Origin of the sequence: Paludibaculum fermentans (assembly GCF_015277775.1) — a bacterium.
GTDB classification, from domain to species: Bacteria; Acidobacteriota; Terriglobia; order Bryobacterales; family Bryobacteraceae; genus Paludibaculum; species Paludibaculum fermentans.
Genome location: NZ_CP063849.1, coordinates 2819012 through 2842282, shown reverse-complemented (window position 1 = coordinate 2842282; position 23271 = coordinate 2819012). Strand labels below are relative to the sequence as shown.

28 protein-coding genes and 3 tRNA genes are annotated in these 23271 nt (G+C 61.4%); 19 read left to right on the top strand and 12 right to left on the bottom strand.

Going from position 1 to position 23271, the window contains the following annotated elements; all coding sequences use genetic code 11:
• Nucleotides 1-43 precede the first annotated feature (43 nt).
• The 3 genes from IRI77_RS11140 to IRI77_RS11130 all read left to right on the top strand — a co-directional run bounded on the left by IRI77_RS11140 (nucleotide 44) and on the right by IRI77_RS11130 (nucleotide 1537).
• On the top strand, nucleotides 44-655 hold the full coding sequence (locus IRI77_RS11140; protein ID WP_194453625.1) for an RNA polymerase sigma factor: 612 nt from the start codon (nucleotides 44-46) through the stop codon (nucleotides 653-655).
• A gap of 88 nt (nucleotides 656-743) precedes the next feature.
• Nucleotides 744-1109, top strand: coding sequence for a hypothetical protein (locus IRI77_RS11135; protein ID WP_194452139.1), 366 nt, complete (start codon nucleotides 744-746; stop codon nucleotides 1107-1109).
• Complete coding sequence (locus IRI77_RS11130; protein WP_194452138.1) at nucleotides 1106-1537, top strand: hypothetical protein; 432 nt, start codon at nucleotides 1106-1108, stop codon at nucleotides 1535-1537. Before IRI77_RS11135 ends, IRI77_RS11130 begins: the two co-directional genes overlap by 4 nt.
• Nucleotides 1538-1630: 93 nt before the next feature.
• Here IRI77_RS11130 and rpmE read toward each other — a convergent pair whose 3' ends face one another.
• On the bottom strand, nucleotides 1631-1879 hold the full coding sequence (rpmE, locus tag IRI77_RS11125) for a 50S ribosomal protein L31 (protein ID WP_194452137.1): 249 nt from the start codon (nucleotides 1877-1879) through the stop codon (nucleotides 1631-1633).
• A gap of 739 nt (nucleotides 1880-2618) precedes the next feature.
• Between rpmE and IRI77_RS11120 the strand changes: the two genes are divergently transcribed.
• Nucleotides 2619-3845, top strand: coding sequence for an MFS transporter (locus IRI77_RS11120; protein ID WP_194452136.1), 1227 nt, complete (start codon nucleotides 2619-2621; stop codon nucleotides 3843-3845).
• Here the strand turns inward: IRI77_RS11120 and IRI77_RS11115 are convergent.
• From IRI77_RS11115 to waaF, 4 genes are read right to left on the bottom strand one after another with little or no spacing between them, the layout of a single operon-like run.
• On the bottom strand, nucleotides 3842-4384 hold the full coding sequence (locus tag IRI77_RS11115; protein WP_194452135.1) for a methyltransferase family protein: 543 nt from the start codon (nucleotides 4382-4384) through the stop codon (nucleotides 3842-3844). The two genes, IRI77_RS11120 and IRI77_RS11115, sit on opposite strands and share 4 nt — an antisense overlap.
• Entirely contained in the window at nucleotides 4384-5316 is a 933-nt protein-coding gene (locus IRI77_RS11110) for a glycosyltransferase family 9 protein (protein WP_228486827.1), read from the bottom strand. The genes IRI77_RS11115 and IRI77_RS11110 overlap by 1 nt, the downstream gene beginning before the upstream one ends.
• A gap of 20 nt (nucleotides 5317-5336) precedes the next feature.
• On the bottom strand, nucleotides 5337-5666 hold the full coding sequence (locus tag IRI77_RS11105; protein WP_194452133.1) for a nucleotidyl transferase family protein: 330 nt from the start codon (nucleotides 5664-5666) through the stop codon (nucleotides 5337-5339).
• A gap of 29 nt (nucleotides 5667-5695) precedes the next feature.
• Nucleotides 5696-6583, bottom strand: a complete 888-nt coding sequence (waaF, locus tag IRI77_RS11100; RefSeq protein WP_194452132.1) for a lipopolysaccharide heptosyltransferase II — start codon at nucleotides 6581-6583, stop codon at nucleotides 5696-5698.
• Nucleotides 6584-6707: 124 nt separating this feature from the next.
• On the opposite strand from waaF, the gene IRI77_RS11095 reads away from it, so the two are divergent.
• The 5 genes from IRI77_RS11095 (at nucleotide 6708) to IRI77_RS11075 (ending at nucleotide 12834) form a co-directional block, all read left to right on the top strand.
• Nucleotides 6708-7481 carry a phytanoyl-CoA dioxygenase family protein gene (locus IRI77_RS11095; protein WP_194452131.1) on the top strand — a complete coding sequence of 258 codons (774 nt, stop codon included), beginning with the start codon at nucleotides 6708-6710 and terminating at the stop codon, nucleotides 7479-7481.
• 48 nt (nucleotides 7482-7529) lie between these two features.
• Complete coding sequence (locus tag IRI77_RS11090; protein ID WP_194452130.1) at nucleotides 7530-8000, top strand: adenylyltransferase/cytidyltransferase family protein; 471 nt, start codon at nucleotides 7530-7532, stop codon at nucleotides 7998-8000.
• Nucleotides 7997-11473, top strand: a complete 3477-nt coding sequence (gene mfd / locus IRI77_RS11085; protein WP_228486681.1) for a transcription-repair coupling factor — start codon at nucleotides 7997-7999, stop codon at nucleotides 11471-11473. Before IRI77_RS11090 ends, mfd begins: the two co-directional genes overlap by 4 nt.
• A gap of 248 nt (nucleotides 11474-11721) precedes the next feature.
• Nucleotides 11722-12165 (top strand): hypothetical protein, encoded by a 444-nt coding sequence (locus tag IRI77_RS11080; protein WP_194452129.1) that lies wholly within the window; start codon nucleotides 11722-11724, stop codon nucleotides 12163-12165.
• Between the two features lie 54 nt (nucleotides 12166-12219).
• Nucleotides 12220-12834 (top strand): transposase, encoded by a 615-nt coding sequence (locus tag IRI77_RS11075; protein ID WP_194452128.1) that lies wholly within the window; start codon nucleotides 12220-12222, stop codon nucleotides 12832-12834.
• A gap of 69 nt (nucleotides 12835-12903) precedes the next feature.
• On the opposite strand, the gene IRI77_RS11070 is transcribed toward IRI77_RS11075, so the two are convergent.
• The 7 genes from IRI77_RS11070 to IRI77_RS11040 form a co-directional block, all read right to left on the bottom strand.
• Complete coding sequence (locus IRI77_RS11070) at nucleotides 12904-14013, bottom strand: sialidase family protein (protein WP_194452127.1); 1110 nt, start codon at nucleotides 14011-14013, stop codon at nucleotides 12904-12906.
• A 131-nt stretch (nucleotides 14014-14144) separates the two neighbouring features.
• Nucleotides 14145-14744 carry a YceI family protein gene (locus tag IRI77_RS11065; RefSeq protein WP_194452126.1) on the bottom strand — a complete coding sequence of 200 codons (600 nt, stop codon included), beginning with the start codon at nucleotides 14742-14744 and terminating at the stop codon, nucleotides 14145-14147.
• 57 nt (nucleotides 14745-14801) lie between these two features.
• The gene (locus IRI77_RS11060) at nucleotides 14802-15152 is read right to left on the bottom strand and encodes a SnoaL-like domain-containing protein (RefSeq protein WP_194452125.1); all 351 of its coding nucleotides are present in this window, start codon (nucleotides 15150-15152) and stop codon (nucleotides 14802-14804) included.
• Complete coding sequence (locus IRI77_RS11055) at nucleotides 15149-15628, bottom strand: MarR family winged helix-turn-helix transcriptional regulator (RefSeq protein ID WP_194452124.1); 480 nt, start codon at nucleotides 15626-15628, stop codon at nucleotides 15149-15151. The genes IRI77_RS11060 and IRI77_RS11055 overlap by 4 nt, the downstream gene beginning before the upstream one ends.
• 177 nt (nucleotides 15629-15805) lie before the next feature.
• Nucleotides 15806-16375, bottom strand: a complete 570-nt coding sequence (locus IRI77_RS11050; RefSeq protein ID WP_194452123.1) for a CvpA family protein — start codon at nucleotides 16373-16375, stop codon at nucleotides 15806-15808.
• Nucleotides 16372-17259, bottom strand: a complete 888-nt coding sequence (locus IRI77_RS11045) for a phosphoribosylaminoimidazolesuccinocarboxamide synthase (RefSeq protein WP_194452122.1) — start codon at nucleotides 17257-17259, stop codon at nucleotides 16372-16374. Before IRI77_RS11045 ends, IRI77_RS11050 begins: the two co-directional genes overlap by 4 nt.
• Before the next feature lie 17 nt (nucleotides 17260-17276).
• Entirely contained in the window at nucleotides 17277-17735 is a 459-nt protein-coding gene (locus tag IRI77_RS11040) for a hemerythrin domain-containing protein (protein WP_194452121.1), read from the bottom strand.
• A 162-nt stretch (nucleotides 17736-17897) separates the two neighbouring features.
• On the opposite strand from IRI77_RS11040, the gene IRI77_RS11035 reads away from it, so the two are divergent.
• The 10 genes from IRI77_RS11035 to rplL all read left to right on the top strand — a co-directional run bounded on the left by IRI77_RS11035 (nucleotide 17898) and on the right by rplL (nucleotide 23231).
• A tRNA-Tyr gene (locus IRI77_RS11035) sits at nucleotides 17898-17986 on the top strand.
• A gap of 136 nt (nucleotides 17987-18122) precedes the next feature.
• A tRNA-Thr gene (locus IRI77_RS11030) sits at nucleotides 18123-18198 on the top strand.
• Between the two features lie 108 nt (nucleotides 18199-18306).
• On the top strand, nucleotides 18307-19497 hold the full coding sequence (gene tuf / locus IRI77_RS11025) for an elongation factor Tu (protein ID WP_194447947.1): 1191 nt from the start codon (nucleotides 18307-18309) through the stop codon (nucleotides 19495-19497).
• Nucleotides 19498-19629: 132 nt separating this feature from the next.
• Nucleotides 19630-19703, top strand: a tRNA-Trp gene (locus IRI77_RS11020).
• Nucleotides 19704-19827: 124 nt separating this feature from the next.
• Entirely contained in the window at nucleotides 19828-20088 is a 261-nt protein-coding gene (secE, locus tag IRI77_RS11015; protein WP_194452120.1) for a preprotein translocase subunit SecE, read from the top strand.
• A 29-nt stretch (nucleotides 20089-20117) separates the two neighbouring features.
• Complete coding sequence (gene nusG, locus IRI77_RS11010) at nucleotides 20118-20798, top strand: transcription termination/antitermination protein NusG (protein ID WP_194452119.1); 681 nt, start codon at nucleotides 20118-20120, stop codon at nucleotides 20796-20798.
• A 77-nt stretch (nucleotides 20799-20875) separates the two neighbouring features.
• The gene (gene rplK, locus IRI77_RS11005) at nucleotides 20876-21307 is read left to right on the top strand and encodes a 50S ribosomal protein L11 (RefSeq protein WP_194452118.1); all 432 of its coding nucleotides are present in this window, start codon (nucleotides 20876-20878) and stop codon (nucleotides 21305-21307) included.
• A 181-nt stretch (nucleotides 21308-21488) separates the two neighbouring features.
• The gene (gene rplA / locus IRI77_RS11000; RefSeq protein WP_194452117.1) at nucleotides 21489-22196 is read left to right on the top strand and encodes a 50S ribosomal protein L1; all 708 of its coding nucleotides are present in this window, start codon (nucleotides 21489-21491) and stop codon (nucleotides 22194-22196) included.
• Nucleotides 22197-22226: 30 nt separating this feature from the next.
• Nucleotides 22227-22754: a 50S ribosomal protein L10 gene (gene rplJ / locus IRI77_RS10995; protein WP_194452116.1), complete on the top strand. Its 528-nt coding sequence runs from the start codon at nucleotides 22227-22229 to the stop codon at nucleotides 22752-22754.
• Between the two features lie 96 nt (nucleotides 22755-22850).
• Nucleotides 22851-23231, top strand: coding sequence for a 50S ribosomal protein L7/L12 (gene rplL, locus IRI77_RS10990; RefSeq protein WP_194452115.1), 381 nt, complete (start codon nucleotides 22851-22853; stop codon nucleotides 23229-23231).
• Nucleotides 23232-23271: the final 40 nt, after the last annotated feature.

Genomic DNA, 23271 nt, shown 5'->3' with positions numbered 1-23271 from the left:
TTGTTAGAAAATTTAAGGAGTCGCGCCAGCTCCCTTGCCTCCAATGCTGGTCGACTTCGAAGTTGTGGAACGAGCGCGGGCGGGCGATCCCGCTGCGTTCAACGAGGTCGTCACGGCGTACCGGCGCCGGATCTTTGGGACCGTCTCCCGTCTGATCGGGCGTCCCGAGGATGTGGAGGATGTGGCGCAGGAAGTGTTCCTGCGTTTGTATTATTCGCTGGATCAGTTGAGAAGCCCGGAGGTTTTCGAGCCTTGGCTCTACCGGCTGACAGTCAACGCGGCGCTGGACTACTTGCGGAAGCGGCGGAAACGCCGTCTGGAATCACGGGTGTCCGACCTCAGCGAGCAGGCTGTCATGCTGGCCGATGCCTCGGCCGGAACCAAGGTGCAGGTCGACGATCTGCATCGGGCCAAGGTACGGGAATTCGTCGATTCGCTGCTCAGCGAAGTATCGGAAGAAGACCGTGCCCTGCTGACGTTGAAGGAAGTGGAAGGGCTGTCGCTGAAAGATCTGGAAAAGGTCTATCATGTCAACGAGAACGCTCTGAAAGTCCGACTCTTTCGGGCGCGTCAGCGCGTCCTAAAAGCGTATGAGTCTTCGCGGGGCGCCAAAGGCATGGAGCGGAAAGAGAAATCCGCGGATTCAGGCAGTTGATGGCCGTAAGGTTGGAAGGCCCTGGCGAGTGCACCTCGCGGGCAAGCGTGTTTGATTAATCGAAGGATTTGGAAAGGATGCTGGTGCCATGAGCGAATCGCAAAATCGGATGGAACAGGACTTCGACCGGATGCTGGCGGCCTACCGGGACGCTTGCGTGGAACCGGACGTCTCCGCGGATTTTATGCCGAAGCTCTGGAACCGCATCGAGAGTGGCCAGCATTGGACCAAACAGCTCTGGAAATGGTCCAACGGCTTTGTGGCCGCGGCCGCCGCCGCCAGTCTGTTTTTTGTCATGTTACAAATGTTGCCGAAGCGTCCGGCGGTGGTCTACACTGCTACCTACCTGGAAGCTCTGGCCGATGCTCACGATAACGCTCAAATGCTGAGCGGTGTGGCCGTTGTCCCGGTCGGAACGGAATCCGGGCGGTCGCAGGAGCCTCCCGTGAAATGATGCGGTCGAACTCTACTCTCGCTCTTTCTCTCATCCTTGTTTTTGCCAGCGGCACGGTGGTTGGCGCCCTGGGCTATCGCTCGTATTCCCTGAATACGGTGAGCGCCAAGAATCCGCCCCCCAAGAGTCCCGAGGACTACCGCCGCGAGTACATCGGTGAGATGCAACACCGGCTCAGTCTCCAGACAGAGCAGGTTCAGAAGCTGGAAACCATCCTCGATGAGACCCGGGTCAAGTTCCGCGAGCTGCGCGAACGCAGCCGGCCCGAGATGAAGGCGATCCAGGACGCGCAGACCGCCGAGATCAACGCCATGCTCAATCCCGCCCAGCAGGTGGAGTATGAAAAGTTCCGCAAGGAACGGGACGACAAGCGCAAGGCGGAGCAGAAAGAGAAAGAGCAGAAGGACAAGGAAAAGTCCGGCAAGTAGGCTCTTTCCAGCCAGTTGATTCTAAACGCGAAAAAGCCCGGCTTCGCAGCCGGGCTTTTTCAGTCCTGTAAGGAAGATGTAGGCAGCGATCGGTTAACCGACCGGCTGCTTGGTGTCTGCCCGCTTGGCCTTCAGATTGGCCGAACGAACCAACATCTTCTGGAAACGATCCACTCGCCCCTCGGTGTCGATCAGCTTCTGACGGCCCGTGAAGAAGGGATGGCAACTGGAGCAGATTTCCACTCGGATGTCACCTTTATTTGTCGAGCGGGTCTTGAACGAGTGACCGCATGCGCAGATCACGTTCAGTTCATTGTAGGCGGGATGGATGCCAGCTTTCATCGTTGATCCTTTAACCTCCTCAGTATAGCAGACAAGCATCCTGTGCCAAAAGATGCAGCAAAACAGAAAGAGCCCGCGGCCGGACTCCGGCGGCGGGCTCTTCGGTAGCCTGGATTCTGAAGCCTATGGCTTTAGAATCGCGCTCAGTGGCCGGTGCGCACGATCTTAGCCCTGCACTGAAGGTCGGGCCAAGGCGTGACCAGTTTTGAGCTTCAGCAGTCGACCACCTCACGCGTGTGACAACTACCAGTACTCATGTTCTCTGGATCACCTCCTTTCTTCAGTGATGGCCTTATCCTAAGCGACCTTCCCGAATCCGTCAAGAGGAAATCAGATGGGTACCACAACATTTTGTAGTGCGATTCCAAAAGCTGGATTATACGGTAGTCCGCATGCAGGAATTTGCAGGCGCAGACCAAAGGCATTGGAGCTCTTGCCGGAGGGCCGGCTGCTCGCCGGAGGAAGAATGTAAGTGCTTGATAAAAAGAAAACGCCCCGGGGGATCGGAGGGAACCACCGGGGCGGGATGGTTAGAGAGGCAACCACCCACAAAGCATCTAACTAACGTGACCCACCGTCTATAGTGCAGTTTGACGGCCAAACGTAAGTCATTGTATTTACACGAACCCATCCCCGAGAAATATGAAAAACGGGAGAAACGGCGTCTTTTTCCTCCGGTCTTTGGTAGCCGCGCAGCTTGCGTATCCGCTTCACCACTTTTCGGAGCTACAATAGGCTGGTGCCGGCCGCCTCCCAAACGCCACCCGGGCTCGAGACCACGCAAGGCTCCCTGCAGGGGTCGATGGCCCGCCGCGGCATCTCCGGCCTGTTTCTCTCCGGCATCCTGATGGCGTTCCTAGGCTCCATCCTGCTCGCCTGGCGCTACCACATTGATCCCAACTACCTTCTGATTGGGACCTACTTCCTGCTGCAAAACCTGGGCATGCTGCTCGCCCCCCTGCTGGCGGCTCCGCTGCTGAGGCGCAAAGGCATCCGGTTTGTGATGGCGTTCGCGTGTGCCGTCGCCTTTCTCGCCATGGTGTTGCTGGCCGCATTCTCGCCGCCCTCGCCCTTCGCGTGGCGGATGGGTGGACTCTTCCTCATCGGGCTCAGCGCGGGCCTGTTGAATACCAGCGTGTTCCACGCCATTACGCCCGTCTATAACCTGAATCCGGCGGCGACCCTGAGCCTGGCCGGCGCGCTCTACGGCCTGGGCAGCATGACCTGCGCGCTCTTCATCGCCGGTACCTTCTTTGCCTACACCGTTGCCGTCGTCCTGCTGATTCTGGCCGTCGTGCCCGCCCTGGCCGCGATCATCTATTACCGCGCCAAACTGCCGGACGAGCCTGTCGTCAAGGAAGTCACCTGGGAGCGGGCGCTGAAGGATTTCAAGAGCCCGGCTGCCATTCTGTTTGCGCTGTTGCTGTTCTTCCAGTCGGGCAACGAAGGCGCGCTGGCGGGTTGGCTGCCGCTCTTCCTGACACAACGGCTGGGCGCGAGCCCCGCTACCTCGCTCTTCCTGCTGGCTTTGTACTGGTTTGCCTTGCTCATCGGACGGGTCGCAGCGCAGTGGCTCTTGCCGCGCGTCCGCCATGCCCGCCTGCTGGCCGGGGCTACCCTGGCGCCGATGTTCGCCTGCCTCGTCCTGCTCTCCACGAACAACCTGTTCGGAGCCACGGTCGGCGTACTGCTGGCTGGGGGCGGATTCTCGGTGATCCTGCCGCTGGTGGTGGAAAAGATCGGCGACCGGTTCCCCTACTTCCACCCCGGCTTCTTCAACGGCATCTTCTCCATCGCCATCACGGGCAGCCTGCTGGCGCCGGCGTCCCTGGGCTATCTCGCTCACTTCTATGGGGTTGGCGTCGTGATGGGGCTGCCGCTGGCAGGCTCCATCATGGTGGTGTTCCTGATCATCCTGATCCTGTTGGAAGCGCGCCTGTCGAGCGCCCCTAAGTCTTCCACTTAGAGGGACTTGAAGATAAGGAAGGCGTAGACGAGCAGGAAGCCGTACAGGGCTTTGTACTCGCGATTGCGCAAATAAACCTCAAAGGAGAAGCGCTGCGGCGGGTAGATCTTAGGCAGCCGGGGGAACAGTTGCGGCACCCGCCTGGCGTACTCCTCGAACTCCGGAAAGATCTTGGCCAGGTGCTGCTCCTCCTGCTCCATGACGGGCAGGTACACAAAGATGAACACCACGCCGACGATCGTGGCCAGGCCGGGGCGGGCGGCGGCGACGGTGCAGCCCAGGGCGGTGAATAAGGTTCCTATATACAAAGGGTTGCGGACCCAGGCGTAGGGGCCGGAGTCGGTCAACTGCTGGTTCTTCCTCAGGTGGCCGGCGGCCCAGGCGCGCAGCGCCAGCCCCAACAGCGCGATGGGACAGCCCAGCAGAAGCGTGGGCAGCACCGGTTGTGACAGCCAGACAAAGGCGGCGGCTAGCAGTAGGCCCGTAGGCACTCGCAGCCTTTGGACCAGGTCTGCGTACGGTTTCGGAAAGATCGACATTACAGCCCTACCATTGTAGCGAGTGCATCCAAGACGGCCTCCGGTTGAATCGCCCGCATGGATGCGTCTATCTCTTTCCTCCGCTCATAACTGGTGACGGCGCCCGGTATCCGGATCACCGATAAGGACTTACCATACGGGCCGTTGCGTGCCGGGTCAGTCGGGCCAAACAGCGCGACACCCGGCTTGCCGAGCGCCGCCGCCAGGTGCATGGGGCCGCTATCGACGCCAACGATCGCGGTCGCGCGGCGCGTGGCGTCGAGCAGGCCGGAAATCGACGAGATGTGAACCTCGGCGGCCTCGACGCTGCGCAGGGCTTCGGCCTGCCACGGGGCTCCGTTCAAAACCAAGGGGATACCCAGATTCGACCTCAAACGCCGGGCCAGCACAGCGTAGTGCTCCATCGGCCATTGCTTCGAGGCCCAGCCAGCGAACGGGGCGGCCAGGATGAACTTGCCTTCGGGCAGGGTGCTATCCGGTGTACCGTGCGGTAGCGGGAAAGTTACCGTGCGGTCGCGCGCTCCGGCTGCCTCCGCCAGGTCCAGATTTCGTTCGACGACATGTGTTGTTTTAGCTCTAACTGTTGTCGTATATAGACTTGCGGCGAGGCGTTCGCGGACTTGATCCTTGACGAAGCCGTACACTTGACGGGAGCGGGCCACGCGCGCCACCAGGGCGGACTGGATCAGGCCCTGGAAATCCACGGTGAGGTCGAATTCCTGCTTCCGGAGTTCGCGCGCGGCGGAGCGCAGGGAAGATAAACGACGTCTGTCGATTAGGATCAATTCGTCCGCTAAGCCGCCTGTTTCCAACAGCTCCCGCCATTTGGGATGGACAGCCCAGCTCAGCCGGCAATCCGGAAACGAGCGTTTGAGGGCGGCGGCGGCGGGCAAGGCATGTAGGATATCACCCATCGCGCCCAGGCGGACCACCAAAATGAGCGTAGCCGCCATTAGCCCTGCCGTTGGCGCACGTGCGCGACAAAGGCCGCGGCGGCGGCTGCATCCCGTTGTTCCAATTGGACATCGGCGGCGGGCAGGGAGGGCTGGTCCAGAACGACGAAGTCGACTACCTTGAGCGCCGCCACGAGTTCCGCACGGGCCCGCGCGGACAGGATGGGCACCGGTGGATCCTTGATAATGACTGCCAGTTTGTCCGACGCGCCGCGAGCTTCCGCCAGCCAGGCCGCATGGACGGTCAATAACGGATCAAAATATCCGGATGCCAGCCGCGTTCCGGCCGGCAATTCCGCGGGTAAAACGATCTTCGAGCGCGAATCCACTCATACTGTTGTAGCAGGAGTGGCCGCTCTCAGAGGGTTGAGATTTGTACCAGATCCAAAGCGGACTGGACCACCCGATCGACTTCGACCCCGGTCATGCAGCGGTGGTCGATGGGGCATTCGCGCAGAAGGCAGGGCGAACACTCGACGTCGTGGCGGATCACCTGGGCCAGCGGGCCGGTGGGGCCGGTGGTGATGTGGTTGGTGGCTCCAAAGACGGCCACCGTGGGGATGCCCAGGGCCGAGGCGATGTGCATGGAACCCGAATCGTTTGTAAGGAATACACGGCAGGTGCCGGCGCGCTCAATGAACTGTTCGAGCGTTGTATCGCCGGCGAGATTCGCCGCCGAACCGCCCAGGCGCAGGATCTCTGAGCGGACCTCTTCGCAGAGCGGACGCTCGGTTTTCGAGCCGAAAAGTTCGATTTCGGCGTTCAACTGACCGGCGATCTGCAAGGCGGCGGCGGCGAAGCGCTGGGGAATCCATTGTTTCGCGGTGCCATAGGCGGCTCCGGGGCTGACTCCGATAACGGGCCGCATTTTGCCGCGCTGGCCGGCGAGGCGGATCAGCGGCTCCGAAGGCAGCTTGTCCAGCCAGCCGATTTGCCGCAGAAGTTCCAGATAATAAAAGCTTTCGTGCGGCGGGATGGAGCCCTTGGCGGGCACCGGCACGGCGTCCGTCAGCAGCAGGCCGCGGCCGTCGCGGTTGTAGCCGATGCGGCGCGGGATGCCGGCCAGAAAGGTGACGAGCGCGGCATCGAAGGCGTTCTGGAGGAGCAGGGCGCAGTCGAATTTGCGCTTGCGGAGCTCGGACGCGGTTTTCCAACGATCGAGTACAGATTCCGGCTGATAGGGCAGGATCTCGTCGGCAAAGGGTTCCTTGCGGTAAAGGCCGGCGACCCACGGCCGGGCCAGCACCGTGAATTTTTGCCGCGGGAAACCGTGCGCGCACCGCAGCCAAAGCCGGCAAACTCATCACCGCGTCGCCAACCCAGTTTGTCGCTCTTACTAAAATGTTCTCCAAGCTTATAGAATAGGGCGCATGACGGAAGCCGAGAAGCGGCAACTGGATGAACAAGGCTACATCATCCTGCCCGGGTTCATGGATGAGTACCTGCTGCATGAGTTGCGCGTGCGGGTGGAGCAGCTGTTTGAAGAAGAGGGCGAGAACGCCGGACACGAGTTCCGGCAGGAGCCCTTTGCGCGGCGGCTGGCCAATCTTGTCGACAAAGGCGAGATTTTCGAACAGGTGGTTTCGGACGCGCGGCTTCTCGTCTATCTCGATCATGTACTGAACAGTAGTTTCAAGTTGAGCAGCCTGAATGCGCGGTCGACCAATCCTTACGCGCCGGAAGCGCAGCCATTGCACGCCGATATGGGTTTACTGCCGGACGAGATCGGACCGTGTGTTTTCAATTCCGTGTGGCTGCTGGATGACTTCACGGAAGACAACGGCGCGACGCGGCTGATTCCGGGATCGCATCTGTGGGGGCGGCTGCCGCAGGATGTTTTGAAGGACCCAAAGGCTCCGCATCCGCAGGAGGTTCTGGTGCTGGCTCCGGCCGGGTCGGTTGCGATCTACAACGCCCATATCTGGCATGGCGGGACGGCGAATCAGACTGAGCGGCACCGGCGGGCGCTGCACGCGTTTTACGTCCGGCGCGACCAGCCACAGCAGCAATGGCAGAAGAAGCTATTGAGCGCGGAGACGCAGGCCCGGCTGTCGTCGCTGACGCGGTATCTGCTGGCGTTGGACGATGCGCTGAACGATCAGCTGTGCGCCGAGGGTAGCGGACGCAGCGGCTTCCTGAAATAGCCTCCATCCCGCACCACCGCTACACTAGAGCCTGGAGCGTCGTATTCGATGGCGATCATCTACAACCGGGCAGACCTGGTGGCGCAGCGCGCGCGCTGGCGCGAGGCCGGTTTGACCGTGGTATTCACAAACGGCTGTTATGACATCCTGCATCCGGGTCACATCCGGACGCTGGAGTCGTGCCGGAACCTGGGCGATGTGCTGGTGCTGGCGCTGAATTCGGACGCGAGCACGGCGCGCATGAAGGGTCCGACACGGCCGATCCTGCCGGAGCAGGAGCGCGCCACGCTGGCCGCGGCGCTGGAAGCCGTGAACGCGGTGACGCTGTTCGAGGAAGACACTCCGCGGGAGCTGATTGCCGCGCTGCTGCCGGACATCCTGGTGAAGGGCAGCGACTGGGCGCATTTCGTGGCGGGCCGGGAAGAGGTGGAAGCCGCCGGGGGCCGGGTGGTGCTGGTGCCGCTGGAGCCCGGATACTCCACGACCGCTACGGTCGAAGAGGTCCTGAGCCAGCAGTGATCAACCCTGGGGTTCGAGATCAGTTCCAGGCCCTCACGCGACATCCGGCTTTCCAGGAGCTGGTGCGGCGCCTGGCGCACGAGCCGACGACGCGCTCGATGCTGGGCGGGCTTACGCCCACTGCCAAAGCCCTGTACCTGACCCTGCTGTGGGAAAACCTGGAGCAGCCGATCCTGGTGGTGACGGACACGAACCGGACTGCCGAGATTCTGCACGAGCTGCTGGAAACGTTCCATGGGCTGCTGCTGGCCGGGCGAGGGGCTCGGCCGCCGGTTCACATCCCGGCGTTGGATGTGCTGCCGGGGCAGGGCCTGTCTCCCCACACCGAGATCAAAGCTCAGCGCGCCGTGGGTTTGTTCCGTCTGGCGTCGGGGAAGTGCTCGATTGCCGTCACGCCCGTCGCGTCGGCGCTGCTGCGGACCGAAGGGGCCGCGGCCTACCGGCAACTGGCCCTGGCGCTGCGCCAGGAAGACGAGATCGCGATGGACGACCTGGCGTCGCATCTCGATTCCATCGGCTATGAGAAACGGGAACCGGTGGAGATGGAGGGTGAGTACTCCATCCGCGGCGGCATCTTCGATGTCTTTCCGGCGGAAGCGCACCGGCCGATCCGCATTGAGTTCTTTGGGGACACGGTGGAGAGCCTGCGCCGGTTCGATCCGGAGACGCAGCGCAGTGTCCTGAAGGTGGAAGAGGTGACGCTGCTGCCGATGGAGGAGACTCCGCGGACGCGCGACTTCCTGCGGCGGCTGGCCGAACTAATGCAGGCCGACGATGTGGTGCCGGGGGAGACGTTTCCGGGGTGGGAGTTCGCGGCTCCGCTGTTGCGGCCGCGCAACGATTCCATCGAAAACCTGATTGAGAAGCCGATTCTCGTCTGGGACGAGCCGGAGGCGTTGAAGGTGGCGGCGGAGCGGTTGTGGAAGCGGCTGGAAGGGTTGGCTGAGCAGTCGCCGTGCCCGCCCGACCAGGTATTCCGGCATTGGGGTGAGTTTCAGGCGCAGCATCCGGACCGGCGTGAGATTGAGTTGCGGAACCTGTCGCTGGAAGGCGATACGCACGCGGGCGATGCTCCGCTGGAGATCCGGTCGCAGCCGGGCATGGCGTTCCGGAACAACATGCCGGCGGCGGTGAGTGAAGCACGCACCCTCGTGGACAAGGGCTACCGGGTGGCGTTCTTCGCGGCGGCGCAGGGCGAAGTGGAGCGGCTGGCCGATATCCTGGGCGAGTATTCGCTGCCCTTCCAATTGGGCATGGAACTGACCGGGTCGACGCCGCAGTACCTGGCCGATCGCGCCTACATGGCGATGCAGACGGCGAGCGTCTACCTGATCCAGGGGCAGGTGCGGCGCGGTGTCACCTTGCCGGAGGCGCAGTTTGCGCTGATCGGCAGTGAAGATCTGTTCGAGGCGTCGGACTATGCGGCGCAGCCTGCCCGGGCGCGGTCGCATGTGGCGCTGTTTACACCCGAATCGCTGGATCTGAAGATCGGCGACTATGTGGTGCACGCGCAGCACGGCATTGGGCGGTTTACGGGGCTGCGGCAGATTTCGGGCGGCGACACCATGGAAGATTTCATGGTGGTGGAGTATGCGGCGGAATCGAAGCTGTATGTTCCGCTGACGCGGCTGGACCTGATCCAGAAGTACCGCGGCGCGAACGAAGGCAAGCCGTCGCTGGACAAGCTGGGCGGCGTCACCTGGGCGAAGACGAAGTCGCGGGTGAAGGCGAAGATGCGCGATATGGCGGAGGAGCTGTTGAAGCTCTACGCCGAGCGCAAGATGAGCGAGGGGTACGCGTTTTCGGCGGATTCAAATTGGCAGCGCGAGTTTGAAGATGCCTTTGAGTACTCAGCCACGCGCGACCAGTTGCAGGCGGTGACGGAGATCAAGCGGGACATGGAGAGCCCGCATCCGATGGACCGGCTGCTGTGCGGCGATGTGGGTTTCGGCAAGACCGAAGTGGCGATGCGGGCGGCGTTCAAGGCGCTGGGCGATGGCAAGCAGGTGGCCGTGCTGGCTCCGACGACGGTGCTGGCGCTGCAGCATTTCGAGACCTTCCAGAAGCGGTTCCAGGCATTCCCGGTGCGGATTGAGATGCTGAGCCGGTTCCGGTCGCCGAAAGAGACGAAGGCGGTGCTGGCGGATCTGAAAGCCGGCAAGGTGGACGTGGTGGTGGGCACGCACCGGATCCTGTCGAAGGACCTGGAGTTCCCGGACCTGGGCCTGCTGGTGGTGGACGAAGAGCAGCGCTTCGGCGTCGCGCACAAAGAGCGGCTGAAGCAGATGAAGAAGAGTGTGGATGTGCTGACAATGTCGGCCACGCCGATTCCTCGCACGTTGCACATGTCGCTGTTGGGCCTGCGGGACATGAGTGTGATCGAGACTCCGCCCAAGGACCGGCTGGCAGTCCAGACGGTGGTGGCGAAGTACAATCCGGACCTGATCAAGACCGCGATTGAGCAGGAAGTGCAACGCGGCGGCCAAGTGTATTTCGTACACAATCGCGTGGATTCGATCTGGACGAGGGCGGCGACGATTCAGGAGCTTGTGCCGGGCGCGCGGGTGACGGTGGGTCACGGGCAGATGGGCGAAACCGAGCTCGAGAAGGTCCTGCTGAGCTTCATGCATCGCGGGGCGGATGTCTTTGTCTGTACGACGATTGTGGAGAACGGCCTGGACATTCCGCTGGCGAACACGATTATCATCGAGAACGCGCAGAACTACGGGTTGTCGGAGTTGTACCAGTTGCGCGGGCGTGTGGGCCGCAGCAACCGGCGGGCGTATGCGTACCTGATGGTGCCGACCGATGTGGATTTGACCGAGGTGGCGCGGAAGCGCCTGGCGGCGCTGAAGGAGTTCTCGGATCTGGGCGCCGGTTTCAAGATTGCGGCTCTGGATCTGGAACTGCGCGGGGCCGGGAACCTGCTGGGCGGTGAGCAGCACGGGCATCTGGCGGTGGTCGGGTATGAGACGTACGTGAAGCTGCTGGATGAAACGGCGCGGGAGCTGAGGGGCGAAACGGTGGCTCCTGAGGTGCACTCGTCGTTGAATCTTGGTTTGGATATCCGGATTCCAACTGATTACATCGCCGATGAACAGCAGCGGTTGAAGGCGTACAAGCGGATTGCGGATGCGGGCGATCCGGCGAAGGCGGTGGCGCTGCTGCAGGAGCTGGAAGACCGGTATGGCGCGGCGCCGGAGAGCGTGCGGCACCTGGTGGAGTTCTCTCAGTTGAAGACGATGGCGGCGCGGTGTGGGATCGAGGCGATCGACCGGCGCGGCGGCGGCGTGAACATCAAGTTCCATCCGGGATCGGCCGTGGATCCGCATGCGCTGATGCGGCTGGTGAGTGAGACGGCGGGGGCGCAGTTTACTCCGGCGGGGATTTTGCGAGTGCCATTGGATCCCGCGGCGGCGCCGGGGGTGCTGCTGGTGCAGTTGCGGGCGCAGATTGAGGGGTTGGCGGGGTAGGGGGCGGATGCTGCGCTGAGTGGAACCTTTCGGCGGCTATCCGCGCACTTACGTTCGCGGCTCCGTTTGCGGCTGGCCTGGTGGAACTTTTCGCCTCTGGTGGCGTCCACCTTGTTGTGGGCTCCGATTCACGAAGCCGGCTCGTTTTCCAGTTTGCGATGGGTACCAGAATTACTTCGAGTTGGATACTGACTACGCTGTTGGCTGCGTGTGCCATGCTGTGCTCTTCCTGTGCCAGCAGTCCGCCGATGCCAAAGGACGCGAGTTGGGACGCCGCGTCGGGCAAGTTCTCCTGGGCGGAGGGAGAGTTGGCGGTGCCTCCCGGCTTCAGCTACCTGCCGGACTGGGGTACTGACACCTTTGTGGGCCGCTTCACATCGCGAGATGGGCAGGTAGTGATTTCGCACGATATCGGGCGTCATGCCGACACTTGGGCGAGGCGGGACCAGCAGGCGATCGCCTTCCGGGAGACTGTGGTGGACGGCGCACGGGTCTGGGTGGTCCGGCGGGACCTGTCCGGCGGGCCGGCTGGCCGGGTTTCGAACTTCGCGGTGACTTTCCCCGACTCCGGGTGCGCGAATTTCTATATGGAATCGGCGAGACCAGAGGATGGGCAGGCGATTGAATTCATGGCTCGGAGCTTCCGGCCGAAGGGGCACCGGGCGGCAGGCTGTGCTGGATTGGGGCAGTGAGGATCGAATCTGGGCCAGGGATGGGGCGCTTGGCTGCAGGTCTGGAGTTGGACTTTGCAGGCAGATTTCCAGGCCGGCGCTGAGAGGAATCCTGGTTTCACCGGCACTTCAGTTGTTGTGAGCTTTTACCGGCGCAGGCTTCCGCATTGGCATCCAGAAGGGGCTTCCCTGTTTATCACGTGGAGGAACTTTGGATCTTTGCCGCCTCACCGTTATGTTGATCCAGCAGGGCTGACCAGCGGTCAGTCCTTTGCCTGTATCGACCGGTATCTGGATCGGGCCGAGTGCGGCCCCTTATGGCTGAGCCGCCACGACATTGCCGAATTCGTGTCCGAGGCGATCCGGTTGGGTGAACGCGAGTTGAGACAGTATCGGTTGCATGCCTGGAGTGTCATGCCGAACCACGTGCATCTTCTGATCACCCCGATGATTGAGCTTCGCCGTTTAGCGCAATCCCTCAAGGGATTCACTGCACGTCAAGCGAATCTGATGCTCGGGCGGACGGGCCAGCCATTCTGGGAGAGGGAATCGTACGATCATTGGGTCCGTAACGAAGAGGAGTTTCAGCGGATCGCGCGGTATGTGGAGCGGAATCCGGTGCGGGCGGGGTTGGCTCGCAGACCTGAGGAGTACCGATGGTCGTCGGCGTATCCAGCGGAAGGAGAGTAAGGCCGGAAGATGGCCGGCTCGAGAGCCGGCCCGCAAGCCTGGTGGCTCGCCCCACCAATCCCGGTTCCTCTATAGGCGCCAGTGGGCCTGGCGGAGGACTGCTTTGGGGTTGCCGACCTGCTGCTCGTACCAGACAGTCAGCAAGGCTCCTCCGGCCAGCTCGACTGTGGAGGGGTAGCCCAGGTCGCCTCTTACCCCGTCTGACGAAATCGGGATGGGCTGCGACCACGTCCGGCCTTGATCCTCGCTGACTCGGGCCTGGTTGCCGAAGGGCGCGCGGCGGTAGCCGTAGGACATCAGGAGGCGGCCGTCGCGCAGGCGCAGAAGATGGGAGGGAAGACCCCAGACTCCAATCGCATGGGGTCCGGACCAGGTTCTTCCGCCGTCTTTGGATTCGGACTGGAGCGTTTCGCCTTCGTTGACCTTGCTGTGATTGCGAATGTGCACGATCAGGTTGTGGCCGGACGTTTCCACCGCGTGGAGTTCGTGATAGTCCTCGTAGCGGTCGCCCGGGCGGAGGGGGATGTCAGAGAGGATCCGCCAGGTCTGGCCGTCGTCCGTCGATTCGGCGACGCGCGCCTTCTGCCCGGGCTCCCACAGTTCCTTGCCGGGATAGATGAGCCGGTTGCCCGAGATGGCGACCGGACCGTGCGGAGAATTGACGGGGACGCGGTAGGGCGCGGACCAGGTCATGCCACCGTCGGCGGAGCGCAGCATCCAGGTGCCGAGAAGGGCGTTGCGTTGCGCCTGGGTGGAGCGGCGCTGGACGGCCTGCCAGCGGGCCATGCGGTCGTCTGGCCAGTCCTTGGCGCGCTGCAGGGTGGCTTCGTACGCCAGGGACGTGAATGTGGTGACAAGGATGGCTCCGGTGGGCGTGATGCAGAGTCCGGCGTCACGATCGTCGATGACCGTGTCCAGCAGGACTTCGGGCCAACTCCAGGATTGGCCGTCGTCGGTGGAGCGCATGAGTTCCACGCGGCCGAAGGGGCAGACGTGGGTTTCGCGGCCTCCGGAGTAGGCGACGAGCAACTCTCCGTTGGCGCGGCGGGCGAGAGTCGGCCAGCCGCAGTAGTACTCGGGCGTGAGGCTGATGTTCGAGAGGGCGGGGGTGGAGGATTGGCCTTGGGCGGAGGCTAGGGCGGCGGAGGAGGCCAGGAGAGAACGTCGGGAGAGAAGCATCGTGGGAATACCTTGCAGGCGTACTTTGCAGGGTACTAAAGCGTGGAGGGTGAAATGAAGGAGGGGGCCCTTTTTAGGGGGCCCCTGTTGCGACTGCTCTGAACGAAGATTGTAGTTTGAGTGGGCGCTGGTTACTTGGTGGCGGGCGCGGTGGCCGTGCGGGTGCCTTCCACGTCAATGGTGATTTTCACTTCGTCGCTCACGACCACTCCGCCTGTTTCGACGGCCTTGTTCCAGGTGAGGCCGTAATCGGCGCGGTTGATGGTGACGGTGGCGGAAGCGCCGCGGCGCAGCAGTCCCCACGGATCCTTCACTTCCGGACCAGAGTTATCGACATTCAGGACGATCTGCCGGGTGACGCCGTGGAGGGTGAAGTCGCCGGTGACGGCCAGGCCGTTGGCGGTCTTTTTGGCGCTCTTGGACTTAAAGGTCATGGTCGGGTACTTCGCGACGTCGAAGAAGTCGGCGCTGCGCAGGTGCTCGTCACGCTTGGGTTCGCTGGTGTTTACCGTAGTGGCGTCGATGGTGGCGTCGATGCGGATGGCGGTGGGGTTCTTTTCGTCGTAGACGATGGTGCCGGTGACCTTGCTGAACTCGCCGCGAACGTTGCTGACCATGAGGTGCTTGACGGTGAAGGCGGCCTTGGAGTGTGAGGTGTCGATCTTGTACTCATCAGCCAGGACAACAGGCACGGTGAGCAGGGACAGGGCGAGGACGGATTTCCAGTTCATGATTCTTGTTCCTTCTTGGATTTGGTTCTTGGTCTCTGTTGCTGGGGATGAGCCGGCTTACTTGGAGTAGTAGAAGCGCTCGTTGACGATCTTGCCGTCTTTCCAGCGGCGGACCGCGACCTGGGCGAGTTGGATTCGAACCCCACCCTTGAAGGTGACGTCGTAAAGCCACTCAGAGAGGGATACGTCGCCGTTCACAGCGGATGAGAGGACGAAGGCGCCGTGGAAGGCTTCGATGCTCGAGAAGAAGTCGATTTCGCGCTGGCGGTTGACCGCCTTGCCGACGAACGGCTCGTTCGAGTTTTCCTGCATGACGACGTTCTCGTCGTAGAGTTCTTCGAAGGCTTCCAGTGCCTTGCCGGTGAGGATGGCGTCGTTCAGTTTGGCGTCGAGTTCAGCGATAGTCATTGTCTTGTCTCCCGTATCTTTTCCAGTAGTTCCACCAGGGTTTCGGCCTCATCGGGGGTGAGCCCCGCGGCCATCTTCTGATCGATTTCCGCGACCAACGGGTCGAGGCTGGCCAGCAGGCGCGCACCTTCTTCGGTGAGGTAGCAGAGCACCTGGCGGCGGTCTTTTTCGCAGCGAACCCGGCGTACGAGGCTTTTGAATTCCATTCGGTCGAGCAACCGGGTCATGCCCGGCGTCTCTTCGAGGAGACGCTCGCCGATGGCCAAGGTCGGAATGCCCTCGGCACCTGCGCCGCGCAGGATGCGCAATACGTTGTACTGCTGCGGCGTAATCTCGTGTGGTTCCAGGAAGCGTGCTGTGTCACGCCGGAAGACGTCCGCGGTCTTCAGGATGGACAGAGACGCCTCCTGGTAGATGGAGCTGAAGGGTTTCGTCTGCTTCAGTTCCTCTTGGAGGCGGCTTGTCTTGCGTGCCATGACTTTAAATTACACGACATTAGTTGACACGTCAAGTATTTTCTTGGAGGATTTTAGGCAGCTGGCGCAGGGGCAGGCAAGAGGGGCTCAGATCGCTTTTAGTTTCAAGCAGTTATGACTTTGGCGAAGACGAATCGGCGCGGCTGGCGGCGTCTGCCTGGTGGGCATCACGGCGCGCTAGTTGCTCGCCTTGGGTGGAGTTTCGTGTTCGGCGTCATGCCGGACGCCGGTCCAGAGCTTCTTCACCCGCTCGTAGGTCGCCAGGAAACCGTCCTTGAGATCTCGCGGGGCGAGGTAGACGAGGACGTGTGAGGCTTCGACGAGGTAGGGGGCGACGGTGGAATCGGCCACGGAGTCGGGCACCGGCTTGATGGGGAAGGCCAGCAGCATCATGATGAAGACCACGCCGATCAGGGTGGCCTTGATGAGGCCGAAGAGGGCGCCCAGCATGCGGTCGAGCCAACTGAGGCCGGTCCACTTAAAGATGCGGGAGAGGCCCCAGCCCAAAAGGCCTCCCACCGCCTGAACGCCAACAAAGACGAGCATAAAGCCTACGATGTTGCAGAGCGCACGGGAGCTCAGGTAGGGCTGGAAGTAGGCTCCGGCGGAGCCATAGAACCAGGTTGCGAGGAAAAGGCCCAGCATCGTGGATGCCAGGCCGATTGCCAACCGCGTGAAGCCCCGGCGAATGCCTTGCGTCACGAAGATCCCGAGCAGAACCAGGAAGAAGATGTCGAGCCAGTTCACAGTTTGCTACCAGTGATCTTTTCGTACGCCTCCCGGTACTTGTCGGACGTTTTCTCGATTACGTCGGCCGGCAGCGATGGAGCGGGGGGCTGCTTGTTCCAGGAGAGCGTTTCGAGGTAGTCGCGTACGAACTGCTTGTCGAAAGAGGGCTGCGCGCCGCCGGACTTGTAATCGGCGGCCGGCCAGAAGCGCGAGGAGTCGGGCGTGAGGACTTCGTCGCCGAGGGTGAGCGTGTCGCCGATGAAGCCGAACTCGAACTTGGTATCGGCGAGGATGATGCCGCGGGTGAGCGCGTAGCCGGCGGCCTTGGAGTAGATGCCCAAGGTGAGGTCGCGCAGGCGCGTGACAACGTCCTGGCCCGCGATTTGAGCGGCCTTCTCGAAGCTGATGTTCTCGTCGTGGCCCGACTGGGCCTTGAAAGCGGGCGTGAAGATGGGCTCGGGCAGGCGGTCGCTCTCCTTGAGTCCGGAGGGGAGCTGGATTCCGCAGACGGTGCCATCCGCCTTGTACTCCTTCCAGCCGGAGCCGGAGATGTAGCCGCGGGCGACGCATTCAATCTGCACCATCTCTGCGCGTTTAACGAGCATGGAGCGGCTTTCGAGCTGGTCGCTGTACTGGTGCAGGTCGGCCGGGTAGTCGCTGACGTTGGCCGAGATCAGGTGGTTGGGTACGACGTCCTTCAGGAAATCGAACCAGAAAAGAGAGAGCTGGGTGAGAACCCGGCCCTTGTCTGGAATGGGTGAGCCGAGGACGCAATCGAACGCGGAGATGCGATCGGTGGCGATCATCAGCAGTTTGTCGTCGCCGACGGCATAGACATCGCGGACCTTGCCACGGGCGATCAACGGGAGGCTGGGGATGTTGGTTTGAAGTAGGGTGCTCATCGGAATATTGATTGAAATCAGGGCTCGAGGCAGACGCGAACGGCGCGGGCTTCGAAGGTGTCGCCGAGGCGCTGCATGGTGGCGTCACTGAGGCGGTCCTGGACGCTCTCGAAGAGTTCATTCTCCTCGCTCCGGATGTGGGCCCGCAGAAGGGCACCGAAGGCCTGGAGGCGCTCGATGGTGGGTTCGACGCGGAGCTGGGCGATCTGTTGCTCCATGCGGCGGTGTTCGGCGACCAGCGCGTCGACCTGGGCGTTGGGGCCGAGCTCGGAGAGGATGGCCGAGAAGAGGTCCTGTTCCTCGAGTTCAAAGTGGTTCACGAGTTCAAGATCGAAGCGGTCGGCGCATTTGGCGGCGAGGCGTTGGATGTTGGCGTCGGAAGAATCCCTGGCGAGACCGCGTTCAATGAGCACACAGAGGGCGAGTCCGTTGTGGTGCTGGTGGGACAGCGGGTGGAGGCTCTTATGGCGGCGCATGGGTGGTGTGCGGCAGGGTCCTGAACTACTGTTGGTACCATCCTTCGCGGCGGGACGCAAGGAGGTGGATTAGAACAAATTCACGCACGATTGTTTGATGCAAAATGACCGCTGATGCGTTATATTGGGAGGGTTGCCGTCCGGCAGCGACAACACGGTTACGGACAGGTGGCCGAGTGGTTAATGGCAGCAGACTGTAAATCTGCCACTCCTTGCGAGTTACGGAGGTTCGAATCCTCCCCTGTCCACCATCTACTTGTATGGTAGAGCGAACCGGGAGAAGTACCGGGCGAAAGCGATCCAACCTGGGTCTGTGATGGAAATCGCGGAGAGCAGTGTGCCGGGGTTGCCATAGGCGGGTAGGGTTGCGCTAAAGTAAGTTGCAGGGCCGATGTAGCTCAGTTGGTAGAGCGCGTCCTTGGTAAGGACGAGGTCACCAGTTCAATCCTGGTCATCGGCTCCAGAATTTTTCAAGACGAGCTGGACCCTTCCAGGTTCCGGTGAGCCCGAGGCGGGCGGCCGGTCCCCACAAAAAGCTGGATTAGGCGGGAGGCAGCAGGGAGTCGCACGCATGGCGAAAGAGAAATTTGATCGCAGCAAACCGCACGTGAATGTTGGCACGATTGGCCACATCGACCACGGCAAGACCACGCTCACGGCAGCAATCACGAAGACGCTGGCCAAGCATAACCCGAAGGTGCAGTTCCGCAGCTTCGATTCGATCGACAACGCGCCCGAAGAAAAGGCACGAGGTATCACGATCGCGGCGGCGCACGTGGAGTACGAGACGGCGAATCGTCACTACGCGCACGTGGACTGCCCGGGCCACGCGGATTACATCAAGAACATGATCACCGGTGCGGCGCAGATGGACGGCGCGATCCTGGTGGTGGCGGCTCCTGACGGACCGATGCCCCAGACTCGTGAGCACGTACTGCTGGCCCGCCAGGTGGGTGTGCCGTACATCGTGGTTGCCCTGAACAAGGTCGACATGATGGACGACGCCGAACTGCTGGAACTGGTGGAGATGGAGCTGCGCGAGCTGCTTTCGAGCTACGGGTTCCCCGGCGACGACCTGCCGATCTGCCGCGTGAGCGCGCTGGGCGCGTTGAACGGCGAGCCGGAGTGGGAAAAGTCGGTGGACGACCTGATGGAAGCGGTGGATCGCTACATTCCGATTCCTCCGCGCGATGTGGACAAGCCGTTCCTGATGCCGATCGAAGACATCTTCTCGATCCAGGGCCGCGGGACGGTGGTGACGGGCCGTATTGAAAAGGGCCAGGTCAAGGTGGGCGAGGAAGTCGAGATTGTGGGCTTCCGCGACACGCGCAAGACGGTAGTCACGGGCGTGGAAATGTTCAAGAAGCTGCTGGACAGTGGCATGGCGGGCGACAATGTCGGCCTGTTGCTGCGCGGCATCGACAAGGACGACGTGGAGCGTGGTCAGGTGCTGGCGAAGCCGGGCTCGATCAAGCCGCACGCGAAGTTCCGGGGCGAAGTGTACGTCCTGTCGAAGGAAGAAGGCGGCCGCCATACCCCGTTCTTCAAGGGCTATCGTCCGCAGTTCTACTTCCGGACGACGGACGTGACGGGTGTGATGGAGTTGCCGGAAGGCACCGAGATGGTGATGCCTGGCGACAACGTCACGGTGGGTGTGGAACTGATCACCCCGGTGGCGATGGACAAGGGCTTGCGCTTCGCGATTCGTGAAGGTGGCCGCACGGTTGGCGCCGGCACGGTGTCGGAAGTGGTTCTCGACTAGTGATTGAAGGACGCGCGGCGGCTTTAAAAGAAGGCCGCCGCGTTTGTTCGCAAGGGTTTGGGTGGAAAGTACGGGCGGCTGGTTCCCGAGGCTGTCCGGAAGTTGAGCTATAATACTGAGTGTTTACCGGGAAGGGGATTAGGTTAACGGTAGACCAGCGGTCTCCAAAACCGCATGTGGGGGTTCGATTCCCTCATCCCCTGCCATCTTCCTGGCATCCGGACCAGATCTGGGTGGATTTCAATCAAGACGCCTGTGTAAGGGGCGTTCGTCGGTAGCGGGTGTGCCTAAGGCACGCCTCTCGGAAAGGCTTCGGAAAAGGTGCCATCCATGGCGGCAGTAACTACGGCAGCGAGCGGCGACAACCAGCCACAGACCGGCGTCGCGGGCTGGATCGAACAGGTCAAGGAATACGTCTCGGATCTGAAAGCCGAGATGCGCCGGGTGAGCTGGCCCAACAAGGCACAAGTGCAAGCAACAACAGGGGTTGTGATCGCAGCAGTATTTCTGTTCGCGGCCTACTTCGCGGTGGTTGACATGCTGCTGGGCCGGGCGATCAATCAGATTTTCCAGACGCTGGCACGGAAGTAGTAAGCGCAAGCTAGACAAGGGTTTAGTCCATGTCCGAGCAAGACTTCGATCAAAATAACGAGGCAGGCGGCATCCCCGATCCGTCTGAAGACGCGCCGGTAAACGGTGCCCAGTCGGAGTCTCCCGAGGAGGTAACCGCGGAGGAGATTGCCGCGGCGGCCGATCCGAATGCTCTCCCTGGCATGGATTGGTTCATCATCCACACCTACTCCGGATTCGAAAACAAGGTTGCGGAATCGCTGAGGGCCCGGGCCTCGGCGTATGCGTTTGCAGACCGGTTGGGTCAGATCCTGATTCCCACTGAAGAAGTGGTTGAGTTGAGGAATGGCAAGAAGGTCACCAGCAAGCGTCTGCTTTATCCGGGCTACGTCATGGTGCAGATGGCCATGGACGACGAGCTTTGGCATCACGTAAAGAACACGCCCCGGGTAACCGGGTTCGTGGGCGGCGGCAACACGCCGGTGCCGTTGACGGCGGACGAAGTAAACGCGATTCTTTACCGTCAGGCGTCGGCTGCTGAGCGGCCGCGTCCGAAGATGAGTTTCGAGAAGAGCGAGACCGTACGGATCGTGGATGGTCCGTTCACCAACTTCCAAGGCAAGGTGGACGAGGTGAACTCGGACCGGAACACGCTGCGCGTGCTCGTGACGATTTTTGGCCGCGCGACTCCGGTGGAGCTCGAATTTCTCCAGGTGGAGAAGATCAGCTAGCAGGCTGTTTGGCCAGGCTGGCGCCTGCAGGCAAGTGCCGGGCGTGCGCTTGAGAAGAGTTTGAGAAGGGTTTTGAAATGGCGAAGAAAGTAACGGCTCAAGTGAAGCTGCAAATTCCGGCGGGGAAGGCGACTCCGGCGCCTCCAGTCGGCACGGCGCTCGGTCCGCAGGGCGTCAACATTATGGAGTTCTGCAAGGCGTTCAACGCCAAGACCTCCGCCAAGGACCAGGAAGGGCTGATCATCCCGGTAGTCATCACGATCTACTCGGACCGTTCGTTCACCTTCATCACCAAGACGCCGCCGGTGGCGATTCTGGTGAAGCGTGCCTGCAACCTGGCGAAGGGCAGTGCGGAGCCGAATAAGAACAAAGTCGGCAAGATTACGATGAAGCAGGTTGAGGAAATCGCGAAGCTGAAGATGCCCGACCTGAATTCGTTTGATATCGATTCAGCGATTGCCCAGGTAAAGGGTGCGTGCGTTTCGATGGGCGTGGAAGTAATTAACTAGTCTCAGCGTGTTCCGGTGTGGACGCGCCAGTCGCGCCCATGCTAAAGTAGTAGTTTCGTTCTTTTCCAATCTAACGGAACGTTTACCGGGTCGCAATTCAGGGCACGGTGGGCAATCCGACCACATTGGGAGGTCTTATGACCGGGTAACCGGTGGAAAGGCCGTTTGGACCAGTCACACTATGGCAAGAAAACCAGGCAAAAAGTATACTGCGGCCGCGGGGCAAATCGAGAAGCGGCCCTACACGCTCGAAGACGCCATCCCGCTGGTACAAAAGATCAAGTTCTCGAAGTTCGACGAGACGGTCGAAGTGCACATGCGGTTGGGAGTCGATCCGAAGCACGCGGACCAGATGGTTCGCGGCACCGTCGTTCTGCCGAACGGGCTCGGCAAGAGCAAGCGGGTGCTGGTGATCGCCTCTGGCGACAAGATTCGTGAGGCAGAAGCGGCGGGCGCCGAATTTTTCGGCGGCGATGAGTTGGTGGAGAAGATCCAGAAAGAAAACTGGATGGACTTCGATGCTGTCATTGCGACCCCCGACATGATGCGGTCGATGGCGCGGTTGGGTAAGATACTGGGTCCTCGTGGCCTGATGCCGAACCCGAAAACCGGAACGGTGACGACGGACGTCACCAAGGCTGTCAACGAAGTGAAGGCCGGCAAGGTGGAGTTCCGCGTAGACAAGACTGGCGTGATTCACGCGCCGGTGGGCAAGGTTGGTTTTGCGACCGACAAGTTGCTGGAAAACGCGAGCACACTGATTCAGGCCGTCATTAAGGCGAAGCCTTCGGTGGCCAAGGGCAAGTACGTGAAGAGTGCAACGGTCTGCTCCACCATGGGGCCGGGCGTCGCTCTGGACGTAACTGTCTACAACCTCCGTCAACTGTAGCATCGAGCGCGCTCGCGAAAGGACCCGGTCATGAAGGAAAGAAAAAAGAAACAAGCAGATCTCGAGAAACTGCGTGGTGAGCTTCAGAAATCCCCGAACGTGTTTGTGACGGGCTTCACGAAGCTGACCGTGGCGCAGGATTTCGAATTGCGCAAGACCGTTCGCGGGGCTGGCGGGATGTATCACGTGATCAAGAACACGATCGCGGAGAAGGCGTCCGCCGGACTGGAATCCGCACAGGTTTTGGCAGGGCTGAAGGGTGTGTCCGCGGTGGCTTACACCACTGGGGATCCGGTAGCTCTGGCGAAGGCCCTGACGGCTTACGCGAAGGCAAATCCGACATTTACTTTCAAGTCTGGCTTGGTGGAAGGCCGTGCGATCGACCTGAGTGCGATCCAGGAACTGTCCAGCATGCCGGCGAAGGAAGTGATCTACGCCAAGCTGTTGTGGGTGATCAATGCTCCGGCACAGCAACTGGTCACTGTCTTGAATGGCGTGGGCCGCGATCTCGCCGTGGTCATCGATCAGGGCGTCCAGGAAAACAAGTTTTCCTCCTAGTGAGGGCAGGCCTCCAGGCGGGGTTCGGATTGCGGATCGCGCGGGTGAGGACTTGAGTGGAACGATTTTATAACGATAGGGAGTTTCGAAACTAAAATGGCTGACATCAACGCGATTGCCGAAAATATCCAGGGCCTGACGCTTCTGGAAGCCTCCCAGCTGGTGAAGCTGCTTGAGGAAAAGCTGGGTGTTTCCGCCGCCGCCGCCGCTGTTGCCGTTGCCGCTCCTGCGGCCGGCGGCGCTGCCGCAGCGGTTGTGGAAGAAAAGACCGAGTTCAACGTCATTCTGACGGCTGCCGGCGCCAACAAGATCAACGTGATCAAGGTTGTGCGTGAAGTGACCAGCCTCGGCCTGAAGGAAGCCAAGGACCTCGTGGAAGCGGCTCCGAAGGCGATCAAGGAAGGCGTTAACAAGGACGAAGCCGAGACGATCAAGAAGAAGTTCGTCGACGCCGGCGCCACCGTCGAGATCAAGTAGTGAATGCGTCCTGTGTGGGCGCAATCCTATCGACAAAACA